This is a genomic window from Shewanella schlegeliana (assembly GCF_016765635.1).
Lineage (GTDB): Bacteria > Pseudomonadota > Gammaproteobacteria > Enterobacterales > Shewanellaceae > Shewanella > Shewanella schlegeliana.
On record NZ_JAESVD010000004.1, the window covers coordinates 115,903 to 133,355 of the forward strand.

The 17,453-nt window shown below is 45.8% G+C and carries 13 protein-coding genes; 1 reads left to right on the forward strand and 12 read right to left on the reverse strand.

Annotation, left to right across the window (positions count from 1 at the left end; all coding sequences use genetic code 11):
• Positions 1-239 precede the first annotated feature (239 nt).
• The 11 genes from purF to JMA39_RS08340 all read right to left on the reverse strand — a co-directional run bounded on the left by purF (position 240) and on the right by JMA39_RS08340 (position 14,874).
• Positions 240-1,754, reverse strand: coding sequence for an amidophosphoribosyltransferase (gene purF / locus JMA39_RS08290; protein WP_202721414.1), 1,515 nt, complete (start codon positions 1,752-1,754; stop codon positions 240-242).
• 99 nt (positions 1,755-1,853) lie between these two features.
• Positions 1,854-2,342 (reverse strand): CvpA family protein, encoded by a 489-nt coding sequence (locus tag JMA39_RS08295; RefSeq protein ID WP_202721415.1) that lies wholly within the window; start codon positions 2,340-2,342, stop codon positions 1,854-1,856.
• A gap of 115 nt (positions 2,343-2,457) precedes the next feature.
• Complete coding sequence (locus JMA39_RS08300) at positions 2,458-3,087, reverse strand: SPOR domain-containing protein (RefSeq protein WP_202721416.1); 630 nt, start codon at positions 3,085-3,087, stop codon at positions 2,458-2,460.
• Positions 3,080-4,360, reverse strand: a complete 1,281-nt coding sequence (folC, locus tag JMA39_RS08305) for a bifunctional tetrahydrofolate synthase/dihydrofolate synthase (RefSeq protein ID WP_202721417.1) — start codon at positions 4,358-4,360, stop codon at positions 3,080-3,082. The genes JMA39_RS08300 and folC overlap by 8 nt, the downstream gene beginning before the upstream one ends.
• 97 nt (positions 4,361-4,457) lie before the next feature.
• Positions 4,458-5,243 carry a tRNA pseudouridine(38-40) synthase TruA gene (truA, locus tag JMA39_RS08310; protein WP_202721418.1) on the reverse strand — a complete coding sequence of 262 codons (786 nt, stop codon included), beginning with the start codon at positions 5,241-5,243 and terminating at the stop codon, positions 4,458-4,460.
• A 165-nt stretch (positions 5,244-5,408) separates the two neighbouring features.
• Complete coding sequence (locus tag JMA39_RS08315) at positions 5,409-8,459, reverse strand: FimV/HubP family polar landmark protein (RefSeq protein ID WP_202721419.1); 3,051 nt, start codon at positions 8,457-8,459, stop codon at positions 5,409-5,411.
• 180 nt (positions 8,460-8,639) lie between these two features.
• Positions 8,640-9,656: an aspartate-semialdehyde dehydrogenase gene (locus tag JMA39_RS08320; protein WP_202721420.1), complete on the reverse strand. Its 1,017-nt coding sequence runs from the start codon at positions 9,654-9,656 to the stop codon at positions 8,640-8,642.
• A gap of 2 nt (positions 9,657-9,658) precedes the next feature.
• Positions 9,659-10,789: a 4-phosphoerythronate dehydrogenase gene (locus tag JMA39_RS08325; protein ID WP_202721421.1), complete on the reverse strand. Its 1,131-nt coding sequence runs from the start codon at positions 10,787-10,789 to the stop codon at positions 9,659-9,661.
• A 335-nt stretch (positions 10,790-11,124) separates the two neighbouring features.
• Positions 11,125-12,411 (reverse strand): hemolysin family protein, encoded by a 1,287-nt coding sequence (locus JMA39_RS08330; RefSeq protein WP_202721422.1) that lies wholly within the window; start codon positions 12,409-12,411, stop codon positions 11,125-11,127.
• 374 nt (positions 12,412-12,785) lie between these two features.
• Entirely contained in the window at positions 12,786-13,706 is a 921-nt protein-coding gene (locus tag JMA39_RS08335; RefSeq protein ID WP_202721423.1) for an ornithine cyclodeaminase family protein, read from the reverse strand.
• Position 13,707: 1 nt separating this feature from the next.
• Positions 13,708-14,874 carry a DSD1 family PLP-dependent enzyme gene (locus JMA39_RS08340; RefSeq protein ID WP_202721424.1) on the reverse strand — a complete coding sequence of 389 codons (1,167 nt, stop codon included), beginning with the start codon at positions 14,872-14,874 and terminating at the stop codon, positions 13,708-13,710.
• 211 nt (positions 14,875-15,085) lie between these two features.
• On the opposite strand from JMA39_RS08340, the gene JMA39_RS08345 reads away from it, so the two are divergent.
• Positions 15,086-16,060, forward strand: a complete 975-nt coding sequence (locus JMA39_RS08345) for a LysR substrate-binding domain-containing protein (RefSeq protein WP_202721425.1) — start codon at positions 15,086-15,088, stop codon at positions 16,058-16,060.
• A gap of 89 nt (positions 16,061-16,149) precedes the next feature.
• On the opposite strand, the gene fabB is transcribed toward JMA39_RS08345, so the two are convergent.
• Positions 16,150-17,361 (reverse strand): beta-ketoacyl-ACP synthase I, encoded by a 1,212-nt coding sequence (fabB, locus tag JMA39_RS08350; protein ID WP_202721426.1) that lies wholly within the window; start codon positions 17,359-17,361, stop codon positions 16,150-16,152.
• Between the last annotated feature and the right edge of the window lie 92 nt (positions 17,362-17,453).

A 17,453-nucleotide genomic window follows, 5' to 3' on the forward strand; every position in this document is an offset into this window, starting at 1 on the left:
TACTGTATAAATTAACAGTAACTGTACATTGAAGCGCTAAAGGGTGCAAACGAAAGCCTTACGGCCGAGGCTATTTACAAACGAAGTGACTAGCTTTTATTCAAACAAAGTCTATTTTGCTGACAACTGCTCTTTGATGCTAGTTCAGAGACAAACTTATTTGGTGCTAGTACAGAGACAAAGCATAGACACAAAAAAGCCGAGCTATTGCTCGGCTTAATTCCCAGGGCTTTAAAAGCTTATGGGTGGCAAACGTTATGCATCTCTAAGTTTGTACCAATGTCCTTACTGCGGTTCGCCTTTGCATCATCATTACGCAGTTGCGTAATGTAGTCTAAGTACTCTTGGTCCACGTCATTAGTGACATATTTACCGTCAAATACAGAGGTTTCGAAACGCTTGATTCCTGGATTTCCTTTACGTACCGCTTCGACAAGATCCTCAAGTGACTGGAAAATCATGCCATCGGCACCAATCAGCTTAGTGATCTCTTCAACATCACGCCCATGAGCAATCAGCTCATTAGTGGTCGGCATATCGATGCCATACACGTTCGGGAAACGGATTTCAGGTGCCGCCGACGCGAAGTACACCTTCTTGGCTCCAGCATCACGCGCCATCTCGATGATCTGCTCAGATGTCGTACCGCGTACGATAGAGTCATCGACCAATAGTACATTCTTACCCTTAAACTCATCGCCAATCGCATTAAGCTTACGGCGTACAGACTTCTTACGCTCCTGCTGACCCGGCATGATAAAGGTACGACCGATATAACGGTTTTTAACGAAGCCTTGGCGGTACGGCAAGTCCATATGACGGGCGATTTCGAGGGCGATATCACATGACGTTTCTGGAATAGGGATCACCACATCGATATCGTGGTCTTCCCACTCTTTATTAATCTTTTCACCCAACATGGTGCCCATATTAACACGGCTGCTATAGACAGAGATGTTATCAATGGTCGAGTCAGGACGAGCAAAATAAACGAATTCGAAAATACAAGGAGAGTAGCTTGGTGAGTGTGCACATTGGCGAGTATATAGCTCACCTTCGAGGGTAATATAGACCGCTTCACCTGGCGCGACATCGCGCATAAACTCAAAGCCAACTGCATCGAGGGCGACGCTTTCAGATGCGATCATATACTCGGTGCCAGACTCAGTTTCATGCTTACCAAGCACTAACGGACGAATACCGAATGGATCTCTAAACGCCACTAATCCTTGACCAATAATCATGGCTGCGACCGCATAAGCACCACGAGTAATCTCGTGAACCTTTGCAACCGCGTTAAACACGTCATCGGCGCTTAGGTCATCAGTTGTCGTCTGTTGCAATTCATCGGCTAACAAGTTAAGCAGCACTTCAGAGTCTGAGGTCGTGTTAACGTGACGACGTTGCTTAATTAAACGCTCATGTAATTCAACCGTGTTGGTTAAGTTTCCGTTATGCGCCAGAGAGATACCAAAAGGAGAGTTTACATAAAACGGCTGAGCTTCAGAAGCGCTAGAGCTTCCAGCTGTAGGGTAACGCACGTGACCTATGCCTGCATTACCTTGCAGACGTTGCATATGCTTTGGCTCAAAAACGTCTTTCACCAAACCATTGGCTTTACGCAGTCTAAACGCGCTGCCATCGACGGTCACAATGCCAGCAGCATCCTGTCCACGATGCTGGAGCACAGTCAGTGCATCATAAATGGTTTGATTAACCGATGACTGGCCAACTATTCCGACAATACCACACATGGGTAAGCTTCCTCATTGTAAGATGTTCTATTATTGAATATTTTTGCCTTAGGTGAGACTAATATCCCTACCTAAAACCAAGTAATGCTTTAGTGCATTTTATATTTTGGGTACAAAGCTTGAGGTATTTTCCAAGTAGTCAAAGAACCACTGGATCACAACTCCAAATTCGGGCACGAGTGTAGAATCTTGCCACCAATCTGTGTTGGGTGCTCCGGTAAAAGCATCCATAAAAAACAGTAACGCGCTAACGATCAATGCGCCTCTAAGGGCTCCGAAACATAAGCCAAGCACTCTATCCGTACCTGACAATCCGGTTTTAGAAACCAATTGACCAATTAAGTAATTAACAAGGGCGCCAAGAATAAGGGTCGATACGAACAAGATGGCAATCGCCACACCGTTGCGAACCATTTCATCTTGCATCTGAGTAAGGTGCGTAGCGAGTTTAAGATAAAACTGGCTAGCAATAAAAAAAGCAGCAAACCAAACCACGAGAGACATGGCTTCTTTTACAAAACCACGAACCAAACTTATCAAAGTTGATAGTCCGATAACGATAATTATGGCGTAATCAATCCAAACCATTTAAGAAATTATCCAGCATAGGGTTTAAGACGGCGCGATTCTAACAGAGACAGAGTTATTTCTCACGCTTTCGCGGCGAAATAACTTTTTCTCGGACAAAGACAATCACAATTTATTATTTTTCAACGGGATTATAAGCAACCACTCGCCCTTTTAGCTCAGTCAACTTCTCAATATCGGCTTGCATACGACTCAGCTTATCTTTAGACACATTTGGCCCGACGAACACCTTAGTTAACTGACCATCAACAGGCTTAGTCGGTAGGGTGTAAGCGGTAAAGCCTTTATCGCGAAGACGTTTAACGAGGCCTCTGACGTTGGCCGCATTATTAAAGCTCCCCAATTGAATCGTCCAAGCGGCCTTAGGCTTAGCCGCTGGCTTTGTAGACTCAGACGCAGGCTTATTCACTTGCGTACTAGCGAGCTTAGCCTCCGACTTTTGACTCTGACCGCCCTCTTCGGCTATATGCCAAGAGTCATCACTGGCTCCTTCGTCATCAGCAGATTTAGAGCCATCAGCGGGTAAAGAGCCATCAGCTAACGAATTACCATCAGCGCCTAGGTCGAGCGTTTCGATATTTTGCTCAGGCAGCTCACTTTGTTGGATCTCGGGTCTAAGAGGAATTTCAGCAAACTGCTCTTCTTCGCGCTGCTTTTTACCATCTAATATATCGGGTAAAAAGATCACCCCTAATGCCACAATGACGATGACACCAACAAGACGGTTTTGAAATTGACTAGACAAAATTCTCTCCCTTAAACAAATCTTTAAAGCCTGCAACAGTGTAAAATGAGCCAAATACAATTACTACATCTTCCGGCTGTAACTGCGTTTTCATTGCCTCCCAGGCGGCGCTCATCTCAGTATATGTCGAAGCGGATGCGCCTGATGGCATCAAGGCAGCAAGTTCGGCCGCCGTAGCGCCACGTGGTACAGACAGGTCGCATAAAAACCACTGGTCCACATCGGCAGATAAGGTCTGCAGCACCGAGCGAGCATCTTTATCTTTTAACATGCCGCAAAGCGCAACCAAACGACGTTTTGGTATTGACGCTAAACGTGATTGCAAATAGCGCGCCGCATGCGGGTTATGGGCCACATCGACAATCACCTTTGGAGAGTCGTTAAGGCTTTCTAAACGTCCCGCTAACTGTGTCGTCCCTACCGCTTTAGCAATAATTTCTGCTGAGATAGTCGGGCACAAGTGCTCGAGTACCGCAATCACAGTGGCGGCATTGGGTTGAGGCAAATAGGGGAACGGCAAGTTATCTAGGTCGAAATGTTGGCCTTGATAGTGCCAATCTTTATCGCTGCAACGATAACTGAACTCACTATTGACTCGGTAAAGTGATGCGCCAACTCGATTGGCCACATCAAGCAGCGTGCTTGGGCAATCAGGCTCACCCACGATTGCAGGTCTATTGGCTCTGAAGATCCCGGCCTTTTCAGCGCCGACCAGCTCACGGGTATCGCCTAAATAGTCTTGATGATCTAAATCGATAGAGGTCACCACCGCAATATCGGCATCGATTAAGTTGGTCGCATCTAAACGGCCGCCAAGACCGACTTCAAGCAAAACAACATCTAACTTTGCCTGTTTAAACAGATATAAACCCGCAAGGGTGGCGTATTCAAAAAAGGTTAATGAGATCTCGGCGCGCGCAGCTTCAATCGCCTCAAAAGCGGCAACCAGTGACTCATCACTGACATCGACACCATTGATCCGTACGCGTTCGTTGTACTTAAGTAGGTGCGGAGAGCTATATACACCGACTGTTTGCCCAGATAACTGTAACGCGGCTTCTATCATGGCGCAGGTCGTCCCTTTACCATTTGTGCCGCCCACAGTAACGATTTTAGTCTGGCCAAGGTCATTTAAGCCCATACGCTCCGCGACTAGTGAAACTCGCTCAAGTCCCATATCAATTTCTGTTGGGTGAATCGCCAACAAGAAATCTAACCAAGTATTCAATGTTGCACCCGCTTGAGGTGCAACTAAGCTTGCTCTGTTGTTCACAAAAATTTATCCATTAGAAGCGTGAAAGGTCTACGCCTTAATTAAGCAATCACCTGTATAAAGCTATCATCCGTAACAAACGTTAAACCCTGCTTAATTAGTCCAGCATGAATAGCGGGCCAAGCGACAACTTAGGCAGTTGATAACTTTCAGGGTAAGTCACATCCACAAGATACAAGCCATTTGGTTTCGCAGTCGCCGCAGCTTTATTTCTGTCTTTAAGTGCCAGTAGCTGTTCAATCCACTCAACTGGCTGATTACCTAAACCGACTTCCAGCAGTGAGCCAACAATATTTCGCACCATATGATGCAAGAAGGCATTGGCCTTAATATCGACACAAATATACATGCCTTGACGAGTCACGTTGACTTCATGCACGCAGCGAAACGGTGTATTAGACTGGCACTGAACGGCCCTAAAACTGGTAAAGTCCTGCTCACCTAGAAGGTATTGTGCCGCTTGATGCATCTTCGACTCATCAATATCACCAGGATAGTGGCTCACACCACTACGCAAAATGCCTGGGCGTAGTTGATGGTTGTAGATCATGTAACGGTAACGTCTCGCAGTAGCAGTAAAACGAGCATGAAACTCATCATCGACAATTTTGACCCAGCGCACCGCAATATTGTCTGGTAGGTTAACATTAACGCCTAAGGTCCATGCCGTCTCTTTTCGAATAGCATTAGTCTCAAAATGCACCACTTGGCCTGTCGCGTGAACGCCTGCGTCGGTACGGCCGGCACACTGCACGGCAATAGGCTCGTTCGCGACGATTGAAAGCGCTTTTTCTAGTCGCTCCTGTACTGTGTCAACTTCCGCCTGACGTTGCCATCCGAAATATTGACTACCATCGTACTCTATACCTAGCGCAACTCGCATCCCACACCTCAATCACTCGGTTAAACTGTTACCCGGCGCGCCAACTAATATTTGGCTAATACGTCGAATAAACGAAATCATTTAATAGCCGGCGATTCTAGCATACTCAAGGTAAACGATAAGTATAAAAAAGGCGCCATAGGCGCCGTTTTTTTGTATTGATTTTTAAACTAACTCTTTGAGTAAGCCTGCGGCCTCGGCCTGCTGACGGTCATTACCATCGAGCTCGACCTCTTTTAACAGTGCGCGCGCACTATCACTATCGTCGATCTCGATATAGGCTCGGGCTAAATCCAACTTAGCATTAACTGAGTTTTCCTCATCATCGACATCGACCATAGGAGTATTGCCTTTCAATGAGTTTAAATCACCCATGTCGACATCTAGCTCTTTATACAGGTCAGTTTCGCCGTTATCTTCATCAGCTTCACTCAAGAGTCTGTCGATATCGATAAAACCATTATCCTTCTGGAAGGTGGTTAAATCGTGCATAGCGACGGCACTCTTACCTGCGCTATTAGCACTTGCTTCTTCGGCATCGAGCGCAGCTAAGGCTTCATCGACTGTGAGCTTATTATTATCGTCGAGGGTAAAAGTATCATCATCGGCCAGTTCAAGATCGATATCTTGTGAGCTCCCCTCCGACGCTAAACCTTTAAATAACTCGTCGTCGGAAAGGTCTGCTGACACACCATTTGTAACATCAAAATCCAATGTGGTTTCAGAGTTTTCATCCTTCTGATTGACGATACTCTCCCAGTCAATAGAGGTTTCTTCTACCTTTTTATTACCCTTTAGATCATCAAAGAAACCACTCTCTTTTTCGCTCTTTGGTGGTGGGGTTTGCTCAACTTCCACCTCAGAATCTTTTGAGTCAAACTCCTCATCTGGCAATGTAAAATCGAGTAAAGCTTCTGACGAATCGACCTTGCTCACTTCACTATCTTGGCTCGGCTTAATGCTAGCGTTATCAAAATCACTTAAGTCAAAATCTAGGCTATTACTCTCTTGAGCCTTTGTCGGAGCAGGCTCTATTTTGTCACCACTCGACTCCTCGACAGGTTCAAGTGGTGCCGTAGGCTCTACACTTGGCGCTTCAAGGTCAGCAAGTAACGCATCGAGTTCGCTATCGAGCTCACTCTCAGATTTCTCTGTATCGCTATCTTGGTCTAACTCAAGCTCTGCCGCGATTTCAAACCCAGCCTCTAACTCTGCAGCCATCTCATCTGAAAGAGAGTCGATATCTTTGTGTTCACTAGCGTCATCTTTAGGCTTATTCTCCCCCTCAAGCTCTGCCAACAGTGCATCAAGATCATCTTCACTACCCGCTGCTGATTCAACATCTGCCACCTTCTGTTGTGGTGACTCATCAAAACCTGCAAGCAAAGCGTCTATATCATCATCTTTGCCGCTAACTTCGGTCTCTGCCGCTGCTTCTGCAGGCTCGTCAAACCCTGCCAGCAAAGCATCTATGTCATCATCTTTGCCACTAACTTCTGTCTCTGTCGCAGCTTCAGCAGTCTCATCAAACCCTGCCAGCAAAGCGTCTCTGTCATCATCATTCGCACTTACGTCTGTTACTGCCGTTGCTTCAGCAGTCTCATCAAATCCTGCTAGCAAGGCGTCTATGTCATCATCTTTCGCACTTACGTCTGTTACTGCCGTTGCTTCTGTTGGCTCATCAAATCCTGCTAGCAAGGCGTCTATGTCGTCATCTTGAGTGCTAGCTTCAACTTCTGCAGCCTGCTTTTGTGCAGAATCGTTCTCTGCTGCGGGCTCATCGAAGCCTGCTAGCAGCGCGTCTAAATCATCTTCCTGGGCACTTATTTTGGTATCTGTTGTATCGGCAGGTTCATCAAAGCCTGCCAGCAATGAGTCAAGATCCTCCTCTGCCGCGTTTGCGTCAGCAGCTTTATCTTCTTCAGGCTCATCAAAGCCGGCAAGCAAAGAATCAAGATCGTCTTCTTCTGCCGTTTTCGCGCCAGCATTAAACTCATCCCCTTGCTCCTGTTCTCCCATGGCCTCGGCCCACAAGTCATCTAATGACTGACCTTCATCCAGAGCCTCTTCAACCACAATGTCTTGTTCTTCAGCCTGACGGACCGCACTCGCAACCGCGATATCCTGTAGTGGTTTATCGTCACTATGGGTATCATCAGTGTCAAGATGGACAGCTAAATCATCGGCATCGTCAGCTTTAGCAGCAACATCAGAGTCAATCTCTTTATCTACTGCGATTACATCTTTATCTGCTGCAATTTGCTGTTCATCTTGCGGCTCCTCAGCACTGTTTTCGTTTCTACGACGGATAAACAGCCAGAATAACGCCACAACAAGTAACGCAGGTAATACGGCACCAGCCACTAATAACAGAGGGTTATCCATAATGGTTCGCCACAGATCAGAAGTCGGTTCCTGCTTTGGCGAGCTGAATGCACCAAGTTGCTGCTGTTTAAGTTGCAGTTCTTGATTTAGGGCTTCATTTTCAGATTTGGAATCTTGCAACGCCTTTTTTAGCAGAGCGTTTTCATCTTTAAGCTGGGCGATTTCCTGCTGGAACGCCTCTGTATCGGACGATCCTACGACAATCTCATCACTTGCTCGTGCAAGCTCATCGGTCAGCTCTAGGTTTTGAGCTTGGATCTCTTCTATCTGCTTGGTGAGTGCATCAACTTCTGCCGATAACTCTGCAATTAATGGGTTTGGCTTAGCGGCTACCGGAGATTTAGCCAATACACCGGGCTTTGGACTCTCTACCTTTGCAGCCGCAGCTTGCACGGTCACGCTTGGTTTAGTTGACTTAGTGACTAGGTTAGCAGATGACCAATTTCGATCGTTACGCTCGGCGCGGGCTTTAGCATCTGCTTGAGAGGTTTGCTGCATTACCGCTTTCGTCGGCACCAGCAAAATCATGCCGCGCTCTAAGCTGTTATAGTTTTTACTTGAAAATGCATGGGGGTTGGCATCATACAGCGCTGCCATCACTTGATACACGGTGACGCTATTATCAGGCTTTACGGCTTGAGCGATACTCCAGAATGTATCAGCCGACGTTGTCGGGCCATATTGACGAACGCTCTGTTCATTAACTTTTACTTGGCCGTCAGGGCCGGTAATTTTTAATGGCTCAGCAACAACAGAATTAATCGAAGGGGCGGCAATAGCCACTAACCCTGTGGCAAATAAACCGACAAGATGCGAAGTGCGAAAGTTCATCAATCCTTCCCTTTAAAGCACGCTGGAGTCACCACCCTGGTGACGAGCTTTAGGCATTGTATTTATTGAGATTACTATAAACTAGATTCAGCTACCCTGCTACTGTTCACAACTTTAAAACATAAAAAGCCCGCGTAATGCGGGCTTTTTAATCAGTTTAGCTAACAGATAGATCAGGAATTAATAATAATCTCTAATCAAAACCTCTGCGATCTGGACACTGTTTAGCGCAGCACCTTTACGGATGTTATCTGAAACAACCCAAAGGTTAATGCCGTTTTCATGAGAGATGTCTTTTCTCACGCGGCCAACATAGACAGGATCTGTCCCTGCACCTTCGGTAATTGCAGTAGGGTAATCTTCATCGCCTTCAAATAACTCAACACCGTCAGCACCACGTAATACCGATTTAATATCTTCGGCATCGACAGGTTGCAGTGTTTCTAAGTGAATCGCCTCAGAGTGACCGTAGAAGACGGGGACACGCACCGCCGTTGGGTTAACCACTATGCTGTCGTCACCGAAGATCTTCTGCGTTTCCCACACCATTTTCATCTCTTCTTTGGTGTAGCCGTTATCCATAAACTTATCGATTTGTGGCAATACGTTAAACGCAATCTGCTTAGGATAAGTTTTAGGTTCTACTGGTAAGCCTTGTAGCAGTTTAGCGCACTGACCCGCTAACTCTTCAATCGCCTGCTTACCTGAACCCGATACTGACTGATAGGTCGCTACGTTAATACGTGAAATACCATACGCATCATAGATAGGCTTAAGAGCAACCAACATCTGAATCGTTGAACAGTTTGGGTTCGCGATGATGTTACGGTTTCTGAAATCGGCAATAGCTTCAGGGTTCACTTCTGGGATCACCAATGGTACATCGATGTCATATCTGAAGTGCGAGGTGTTATCGATAACAACACAGCCGTTTTCAGCGGCGATTGGCGCCCACTTAGCTGATACGTCACCACCTGCTGAGAAGAAACCGATTTGAGCCTGTGACCAGTCAAAGGTGTCTACATCTAAAATCTCGACCTGTTTACCGTGGAAGCTGACCGTATTACCGGCGCTGCGACTGCTGGCTAATGGAAATAAATTAGCAACCGGAAAGTTACGCTCTTCGAGGATCTCAATCATTGTTTGACCCACTGCGCCCGATGCACCTAATACGACAACATTAAATTCCTGCGACATAATTACAGCTCGACTCCTGAAAACCCTAAATTGGATAACCAATTTACATTAGTTTGCCCCGAATTGCCTACCTTTAATGCACTAAATTCACGGCGATGAGTGTGATTTTTTCTCATATGATCAAACCCCTGGTTATTTAGAAACTGTTTTCTAAATAATTCGTCATCATCGCGTAAATCATAGACAAATCTAGCCAACTGTAATAATGCTCTTTCATCGCTGATTTCCTGCACTAAAACCCGCTCACTCCACAGTGCTGGCAGTAACGACTCCATCTGTTTGTCAGCGTTAATTTGAAGCACCTCAGCCAACTTCTGATACAGCATATAGGTGCCGCGCGCCTTACCTTCTAATGAATAGCCCGCGATATGGGGCGTACAAAACTCAACATAGGGTACCAACTCTGGCATAGGATTAGGCTCGCCTTCCCACACATCGAGCACCACTTTTACATCATCACGTTGTTGTTTGAATTTAAGCAAGGCGCGATTATCTATCACCTCACCGCGACAGCAGTTAAGCAGCCAAGTGTTTGCACTTAGGCTATTAAGCCTTGCTTCATCAAACAGATACCAAGTTTTGTGCTCACCGCTTTTCGTTATCGGCACATGCAGGCTAATCACATCGCACTTTTCAATGAGCGTATCTAACGACACAAAGTCGCGGGGATCGCCGCTTTGCTCTAACAGTGGATCATTTAACAGCACCTCAATGCCATAAGCCTCAAGGCATTTAACTACCGCCGTGCCAGTATTACCCGCGCCCACAATACCCACCACCTTGCCTTTAAGGGGGCTATTAAAGCGCTGCGCCAACTCAAGCATGGCAATAAAGGCAAACTCCCCCACTGCAGTGGCATTACAGCCCGGCGCATTAGAAAAAGGAATACCACGATTTGCAAGGTAATCTAAATCGATATGATCTGTGCCTATGGTGGCACTGCCGACAAATTTAAGTTGGTTATTCTCGGCCAACAAGGCTTGATTTACCTGAGTCACGGAACGAACGAGCAGTACATCGACATCTTTCACTTGCTCAGGAGCTAACTCCCTACCGTTTACGGTTTCAATCGTCCCCAAATCACCAAATAACTGCTGAACATAAGGCATGTTTTCATCGGCAAGGATCTTCATTGTGGTTCCCAAAAGTGGCCTGAATGCATATGGACTGCATTCTAACAAGATGGCCAATTTATTAGAAACAAAGGATTGGAAATAAACGCAGACTAAGACATTACAAAAAGGATGAGTATCAACTATCAATTTTCTCTTTCATCGAGCCTTCGGGAGCGATTCGGCACACAGAAAAGGTAAAATTCAATCTTTATCAAAAAGTTAAATTAACAACGAGTTGTAAATGACTATTCACTCAAGTCTAAGCGAACTCCTTACTTAGTCATTTTCGTAACAGATAGGCGTACAATCCCCCAGTACGGTATGAAGCTCAACTCGCCATTATGTCAGGCTTATTAGCCCTTATTATGGGTGGCTCGCACCTTACTGGCTTTATTGTGATCGATTGAAAGCACTTCAAAATTCCAATCTTGGTATTTTATATTGTCTCCCACCGTAGGAACATTTGACGTTAACCACATAAACATGCCTGTTAGTGTTTGATAGTCTGCTTCTTTTTCCTCTGGTAAGGAGCTCAAATTTAAGTTTTCTTTTAACACTGTAACTGGGATAGCGCCATCAAATATCCATTCAGCTGCCGAGATTTGCTCAGCCCATGAGTCATTCGGGTTTGCCGATTTAAATTCACCAGCAAGCGCTTCAAGTAAGTCTTTCTGGGTCACAATACCTTGAGCATCACCGTATTCATCCACAACCAATGCGATCTCTTCACCTGTTGTTTTTAATAACTCCAGCAATTGACTTCCGAATGTATTCTCTAAAATAGTCAAACAGGGTAACAAATTACGCATTAGATACTTGATTTTGTGTTCTTGGTGCGCTGCTTTTAATAAAAAGCGAGCTGTGGTAAAACCAAGAATATTATCCATGCCACCCCGGGTCACCGGAAAAATAGAATAATCTGAACGCAACAGCCTTGGTAAGTTTTCATCCCACGACTGTTCGGTATCAAAATAAACAAGCTCACTTCTGGGCGTCATTAGTGACACCACTTTTCGGTCATCTAGCTGAAAGATATTACGAACCATAGAGTGTTCTTGCTTTTCTATTACACCTTGCTCAGAGCCTTCGTGCAGCAATGCATGAATATCATCTTCTGTGATTGAAGATCCGTCTTTACTTGAACGACCTAGCAAGCGCAACAAGGCGTCTGTCGAGACAGAGAGTAAGAAAACAAAAGGCCGAGAAATAGAGGCTAAAAAGCTAATGAGCGGGGCTACCAGAGTTGAGATACGCTCTGCATGAAATTGCGCAATACGCTTAGGTACTAACTCTCCTATCACTATCGATACATACGTTATGATAACGACCGTGGAGGCGGTTGAGATGGTGAGTGCTAGCGTAGCAGGGACACCTAAAGAGGCTAATACTTCAGATATTGGGCCAGCCAATGCCGCTTGCCCCAAAATACCATTCAATATACCAATAACTGTAATGCCAATTTGAACAGTTGATAGAAACTGTGTTGGCTCTTCAGCCAGTTTGATGGCTTTTGCAGCGGCATGACTTCCGTCAGCGGCCAGTTTTTGTAATCGACTCTTTTTTGCCGTCATCAATGCAATTTCTGACATAGCAAACACACCATTAATCAGAATTAAAACAAATAAAATGGCAATATCCAATGTGAACCTCAAATGATAAATAACACACATGCGCTATGGTTTTATACTCTTATATTGGCTCATTGTCGATTAGAACGATAAGCCAATATAAGGGGGAAATGAGTGATAATCAGATGGAGTTGAGACGTGATGATGAGTGCTAGCATCAGTTGTGATATTGATTTTACTGGTTATATGCTGATGCCGAATCATTCGAAATATCATAAGCAATAAGCGCCAATTCACGAGCCTTCCATTTTAGCGAGTCATAAAGCATTCGACTTCGGGCAAAGGAGATATGAAACGTAACTTACTATTATGGGTGGCCCGTTTACTAAACGGGCTCCCCTTCATTATGGCTAACGACTATGAGTCACATTATTTTTCGCGATTGATCACCTTTGACTCAGCTCAAGCAGTTTAGCGGCAACAAACAAGTCTTGAATGGCAATGCCTGAGCTGTCAAAAATCGTAATAGCGACATTATCATCGCGCCCTGCTGATGCGCCTGTAATGACCTTACCAATCTCTATCACTTGTGCATTTTCTGAGTGTTGAAATTCACCGATAACCACTGCCTGTGCTGCATAGTCACAAAATAAACTTGCGCCGTGATACAGCTCGGCTGGTAGCTCCTGCTTACCGACTTTATCTGCGCCCATGGCTGAGATATGGGTGCCAGCTTTAACCCAACTCGCCTCAAATAATGGCGCAGTGGCAGTGGTTGCAGTTACGATAATATCAGCATTTTCACAGCCATATTGAGCGCTGACGACTTCGCATTTGGCTTGTAAGCCCTTATCGATGAGACGCTTAATAAACTGCTCACAACGATGCTTTTCTCGACCAACAACCATCACCTTAGTGATGCTCCGCACCTCTGCAATAGCGAATACTTCATACTCGGCTTGGTGTCCGGTGCCAAATACAGTCAAAACGCTGGCATCTTTTCGTGCTAGGTAATCAACAGCCACTGCGTCCGCAGCCGCAGTGCGGTAGGCGTTAACCTGTGTTGCAGCCACCACTGCAACCAACTCTCCGGTTTCTGGACTTAACAGAAATACATTAGTGCCATGGCACGGCATGTTTTTGGCTTGATTACCCGGCCAGTAGCTCCCGGTCTTCCAACCAACGAGTGTCGCAGTAGAAGCTGACTTTAGTGAAAACATCGAGTCCGTTTGTGGCCCAGATGCATTAACCACAGGAAACAGCGTCGCTTCATCGGTAGTGGCTGCGATAAATGCGTCTTTTACGGCGGTATAGGCCAGCTGATGAGTGATCAGTTTTGCGGTTTGCGCTTCATTTAAATATTGCATGTTACCAACCTTGAATTCGGTTCCAGTTCTCGTAGGTAGTTTCTTGTGTATCAAATACATGGTAGTGCTGATGCATAGAGGCGGTGGCGCAGGCATGATTAGGCAGAATATGCAGTCGGCAACCAACAGGGAAGTCGTCAAAACTGATAGCATCACAGCCAACTGCAGCAATAATGCCATGCTCCTGATTAACGCCAATCACCTGCATTGCTTCAACGAGCTGGCCATTGGTTTTAGCGACTAAACCGTAACCGCAATCCTTAGGTTGACCCGCTGTACCGCGATCTGCTGACAGTGCCATCCATCCTGCATCAATAAACAACCAGCCCTTTTCCTTGTTATGACCAATCACCGTAGTCACCACGCTGGCTGCAATATCGTCAAGCTGGCAAACGCCAATTCCGGCCATGACTAAATCGAAGAAACCATAAACCCCAGCTCTGACTTCGGTGATCCCAGTCAGGTCTTGATAGCTATGAGCTGTAGGTGTTGAGCCGATACTAACTATGTCACAAGGAATTGCTGCTGCACGTAAGTTATTAGCCGCTTTAAGGGTCATTTTGACTTCATTGCGGGCAGCTTCAGCTAAGGACTCTTGATCGAAGCAAAGATAAGACTCACCAGCATGGGCTAACACACCATGGAAGCTCGCAGCGCCATGATGCAGCAGGCTGGCGATCTCAATTAACTTGGGATCATCTGGGTGAATACCGCCACGATGCCCATCACAATCAACTTCGATTAATGCCGCAATGGCGCAGTTATGCTGCTCACAATAGCGACTCACAAACTCGGCTTGCTCTAGGGTGTCGAGTAGTACCCTTACCTCAGCCCCCTTAACGATAAGCTGCTCGATTCTTGGTAATTTCCCCTCAGAAATACCCACAGCATAAACAATATTGGTGTAGCCCTCACCAGCCAGAGCCTCGGCTTCTTTTACCGTCGATACTGTGATTGCCGATGTTCTTTGTGGCAGCAGGTGATGAACCGCTTCGAGTGCTCTTATGGTTTTAAAGTGAGGTCGCAGCTCAGCACCTAAAGCTTCGGTCTTACTGCGTAATCGCGCTAGGTTTTTAAGCATTAGCTGTTTATCGACTAACAAAAATGGCGTATCGAGACTCTGATATTGGTTCAATAATTGTGGATTGGAATTTTCACTGTATAGCATGCTCTATTTCCTGAACTGTCAATCTAGGCTATCAATCTGGACTACTAACCTGAGCTATTAACCAGAGCTATCCACCTAGACTATCAAATAAGTCATTGCTGAATTTGATGCATGTGAGCGACATCAAACCAGCGAGTAGAACAAGAGTATCTAAGAAGTTGGTTTTGTTTTACATTAATACTTATTAAGGTATAGATTAGGTTCAAACCAAATGATCACCACTGAAGATCTCAGGTTCATTACAACAATTGCCAGCCACCGAACATTGGCCGATGCGGCTCGAGCCTTAAATATCACCCCGCCCTCGGTGACACTTAGACTGCAACATATTGAAAGAAAGCTGTCGATTAAACTTATCCAGCGCCCATCTAGAATCGTGAGTCTCACCGAAGAGGGACAGCTCTTGCTGGATAAAGGCCTACCTATTCTGCGCGGCCTCGATGAGCTGCAAGAACAGCTCGATGAACTTAAAGAGCATGTATGCGGTAAACTCAGGGTGTTAGCGCCTTTAGGCTTTGGTAATGACTATATCGCGCCATTACTGGGTGAATACAAAGTCAGTCATCCTCAGCTGGATATCGAGCTTGAACTATCCGATAACCCAAATTGGTCAGCTCATCATAAATGGGACATCATCATCTACATCGGGGCGCTCAATGACTCTTCATTAAAAATGATTACCTTGGCAGCAAATCAAAGGTTTCTCTGCGCCTCGCCAAAATACCTTAAGCAAATGGGCACGCCTAAAGCGCCGCAAGATCTGCTCAAGCATCGATGTATCGCCTTAAGGGAGAATAATGAAGATGTCACCTTGTGGTCTTTTACCAAGTTGTCTCATGACAAGCAGGCCGATGACAGACTTACTGATGCCAGCTATAACAACGACAAACTTGAGATGGTTAGGATCACCCCAACACTTGCCAGTAACGAGGGCCGCGTCATTAAAGACTGGGCAACAGCTGGACTTGGGATCATTATGCGTTCTGAATGGGATGTGCAGCCACAGATAAACAGCGGCGAACTGGTACGGCTACTGCCAGAATATGGATTACCTAACGCCAATATCGTTGCACTTTTAAGTAGTCCAGAGAAAGAGCGTTCGGCGCGGATCTCTGGTTTTATTCAACTCCTAAAAGAGCGATTGAACCCACAACCTTGGAAATACTCTCCAATAGCCTGTCGATAGTGAATGGACTGCTAAATAGGACACAAAAAAGAAGCCTAGATAAATCTAGGCTTCTTTTTAATTCAATCTTTAGTTGGTGTAAGTATGGCTTACTTGTACTTACGCATAACCAAAGTTGCGTTTGTGCCACCAAAACCGAAGCTATTGCTCATCACAGTGTTAAGCTCTTTCTCAGTCATTTCGGTCACAATCGGCATGCCTGCCGCTTTTTCATCGACATTATCGATGTTGATGCTTGGCGCGATGAAACTGCTTTCCATCATGATCAAGCTGTAAATCGCTTCGTGTGCACCCGCTGCACCTAGAGCGTGACCTGTCAAAGACTTAGTCGATGCGATGGCCGGCAGATTATCACCAAAGGTTTCACGTAGTGCTTCAAGCTCGCGCATATCACCTACTGGTGTAGATGTACCGTGAGTGTTGATGTAATCGATTGGCGTGTCTACATCGGCAAGTGCCATCTGCATGCAGCGAACCGCGCCTTCACCCGATGGTGCAACCATGTCATAGCCATCTGATGACGCGCCATAACCGATGATTTCAGCGTAAATTTTTGCGCCACGTGCTAACGCGTGTTCTAACTCTTCGACAACCACAATACCGCCGCCACCAGAGATAACAAAGCCATCTCGGTCTGCATCGTAAGTACGTGACGCTTTTGTTGGCTCGTCGTTATACTTAGTCGATAGTGCGCCCATAGCGTCGAAGCCCATGGTTAGCGTCCAATCTACTTCTTCAGCACCACCAGCAAACACCATATCTTGCTTACCCATTTGGATAAGTTCGGCTGCGTGGCCGATACAGTGTGCACTGGTTGCACAAGCTGAACTGATTGAGTAGTTCATGCCTTTAATCTTAAATGGCGTAGCCAAACACGCGCTAGCTGTGCTCGACATGATGCGCGGCACAATGTACGGGCCAACGCGTTTAACGCCTTTTTCACGTAATGTGTCTGCTGCTTGAACCTGGTTTGCAGAAGATGCGCCACCTGTGCCTACGATAATACCGACACGTGGGTCTGAATACTGCTCTTCAACTAAACCTGCATCCTTGATCGCTTCTTGCATTGCAATGTGTGCGTAGGCTGCTGCGTTACCCATAAAGCGCAGTGCTTTACGGTCAATATATTCTGATGGGTCAATCTTAATGTCGCCCCAAACATGACTACGCAGCTTCATTTCTTCAAACTGATCTGAATGGGTAATACCACTACGACCCGCTTTTAATGATTCAGTGACTTCTTGCTTGTTGTTACCGATACTTGATACGACACCAAGTCCAGTGATCACGACTCTTTTCATTATTAACTTTCCATTTTGTACATCTAGTACCAATTTTGCTGCACCAATGGTATCGCTTTTCATCCATTTAAGTGGTCAGCTTTCCATAAGGA

Coding starts and splice junctions, on each gene's coding strand:
- purF (WP_202721414.1), bottom strand. CDS start 1,754: ATGTGTGGTATTGTCGGAATAGTTGGCCAGTCATCGGTTAATCAAACC.
- JMA39_RS08295 (WP_202721415.1), bottom strand. CDS start 2,342: ATGGTTTGGATTGATTACGCCATAATTATCGTTATCGGACTATCAACT.
- truA (WP_202721418.1), bottom strand. CDS start 5,243: ATGCGAGTTGCGCTAGGTATAGAGTACGATGGTAGTCAATATTTCGGA.
- JMA39_RS08315 (WP_202721419.1), bottom strand. CDS start 8,459: ATGAACTTTCGCACTTCGCATCTTGTCGGTTTATTTGCCACAGGGTTA.
- JMA39_RS08320 (WP_202721420.1), bottom strand. CDS start 9,656: ATGTCGCAGGAATTTAATGTTGTCGTATTAGGTGCATCGGGCGCAGTG.
- JMA39_RS08325 (WP_202721421.1), bottom strand. CDS start 10,789: ATGAAGATCCTTGCCGATGAAAACATGCCTTATGTTCAGCAGTTATTT.
- JMA39_RS08335 (WP_202721423.1), bottom strand. CDS start 13,706: ATGCAATATTTAAATGAAGCGCAAACCGCAAAACTGATCACTCATCAG.
- JMA39_RS08340 (WP_202721424.1), bottom strand. CDS start 14,874: ATGCTATACAGTGAAAATTCCAATCCACAATTATTGAACCAATATCAG.
- JMA39_RS08345 (WP_202721425.1), top strand. CDS start 15,086: ATGATCACCACTGAAGATCTCAGGTTCATTACAACAATTGCCAGCCAC.
- fabB (WP_202721426.1), bottom strand. CDS start 17,361: ATGAAAAGAGTCGTGATCACTGGACTTGGTGTCGTATCAAGTATCGGT.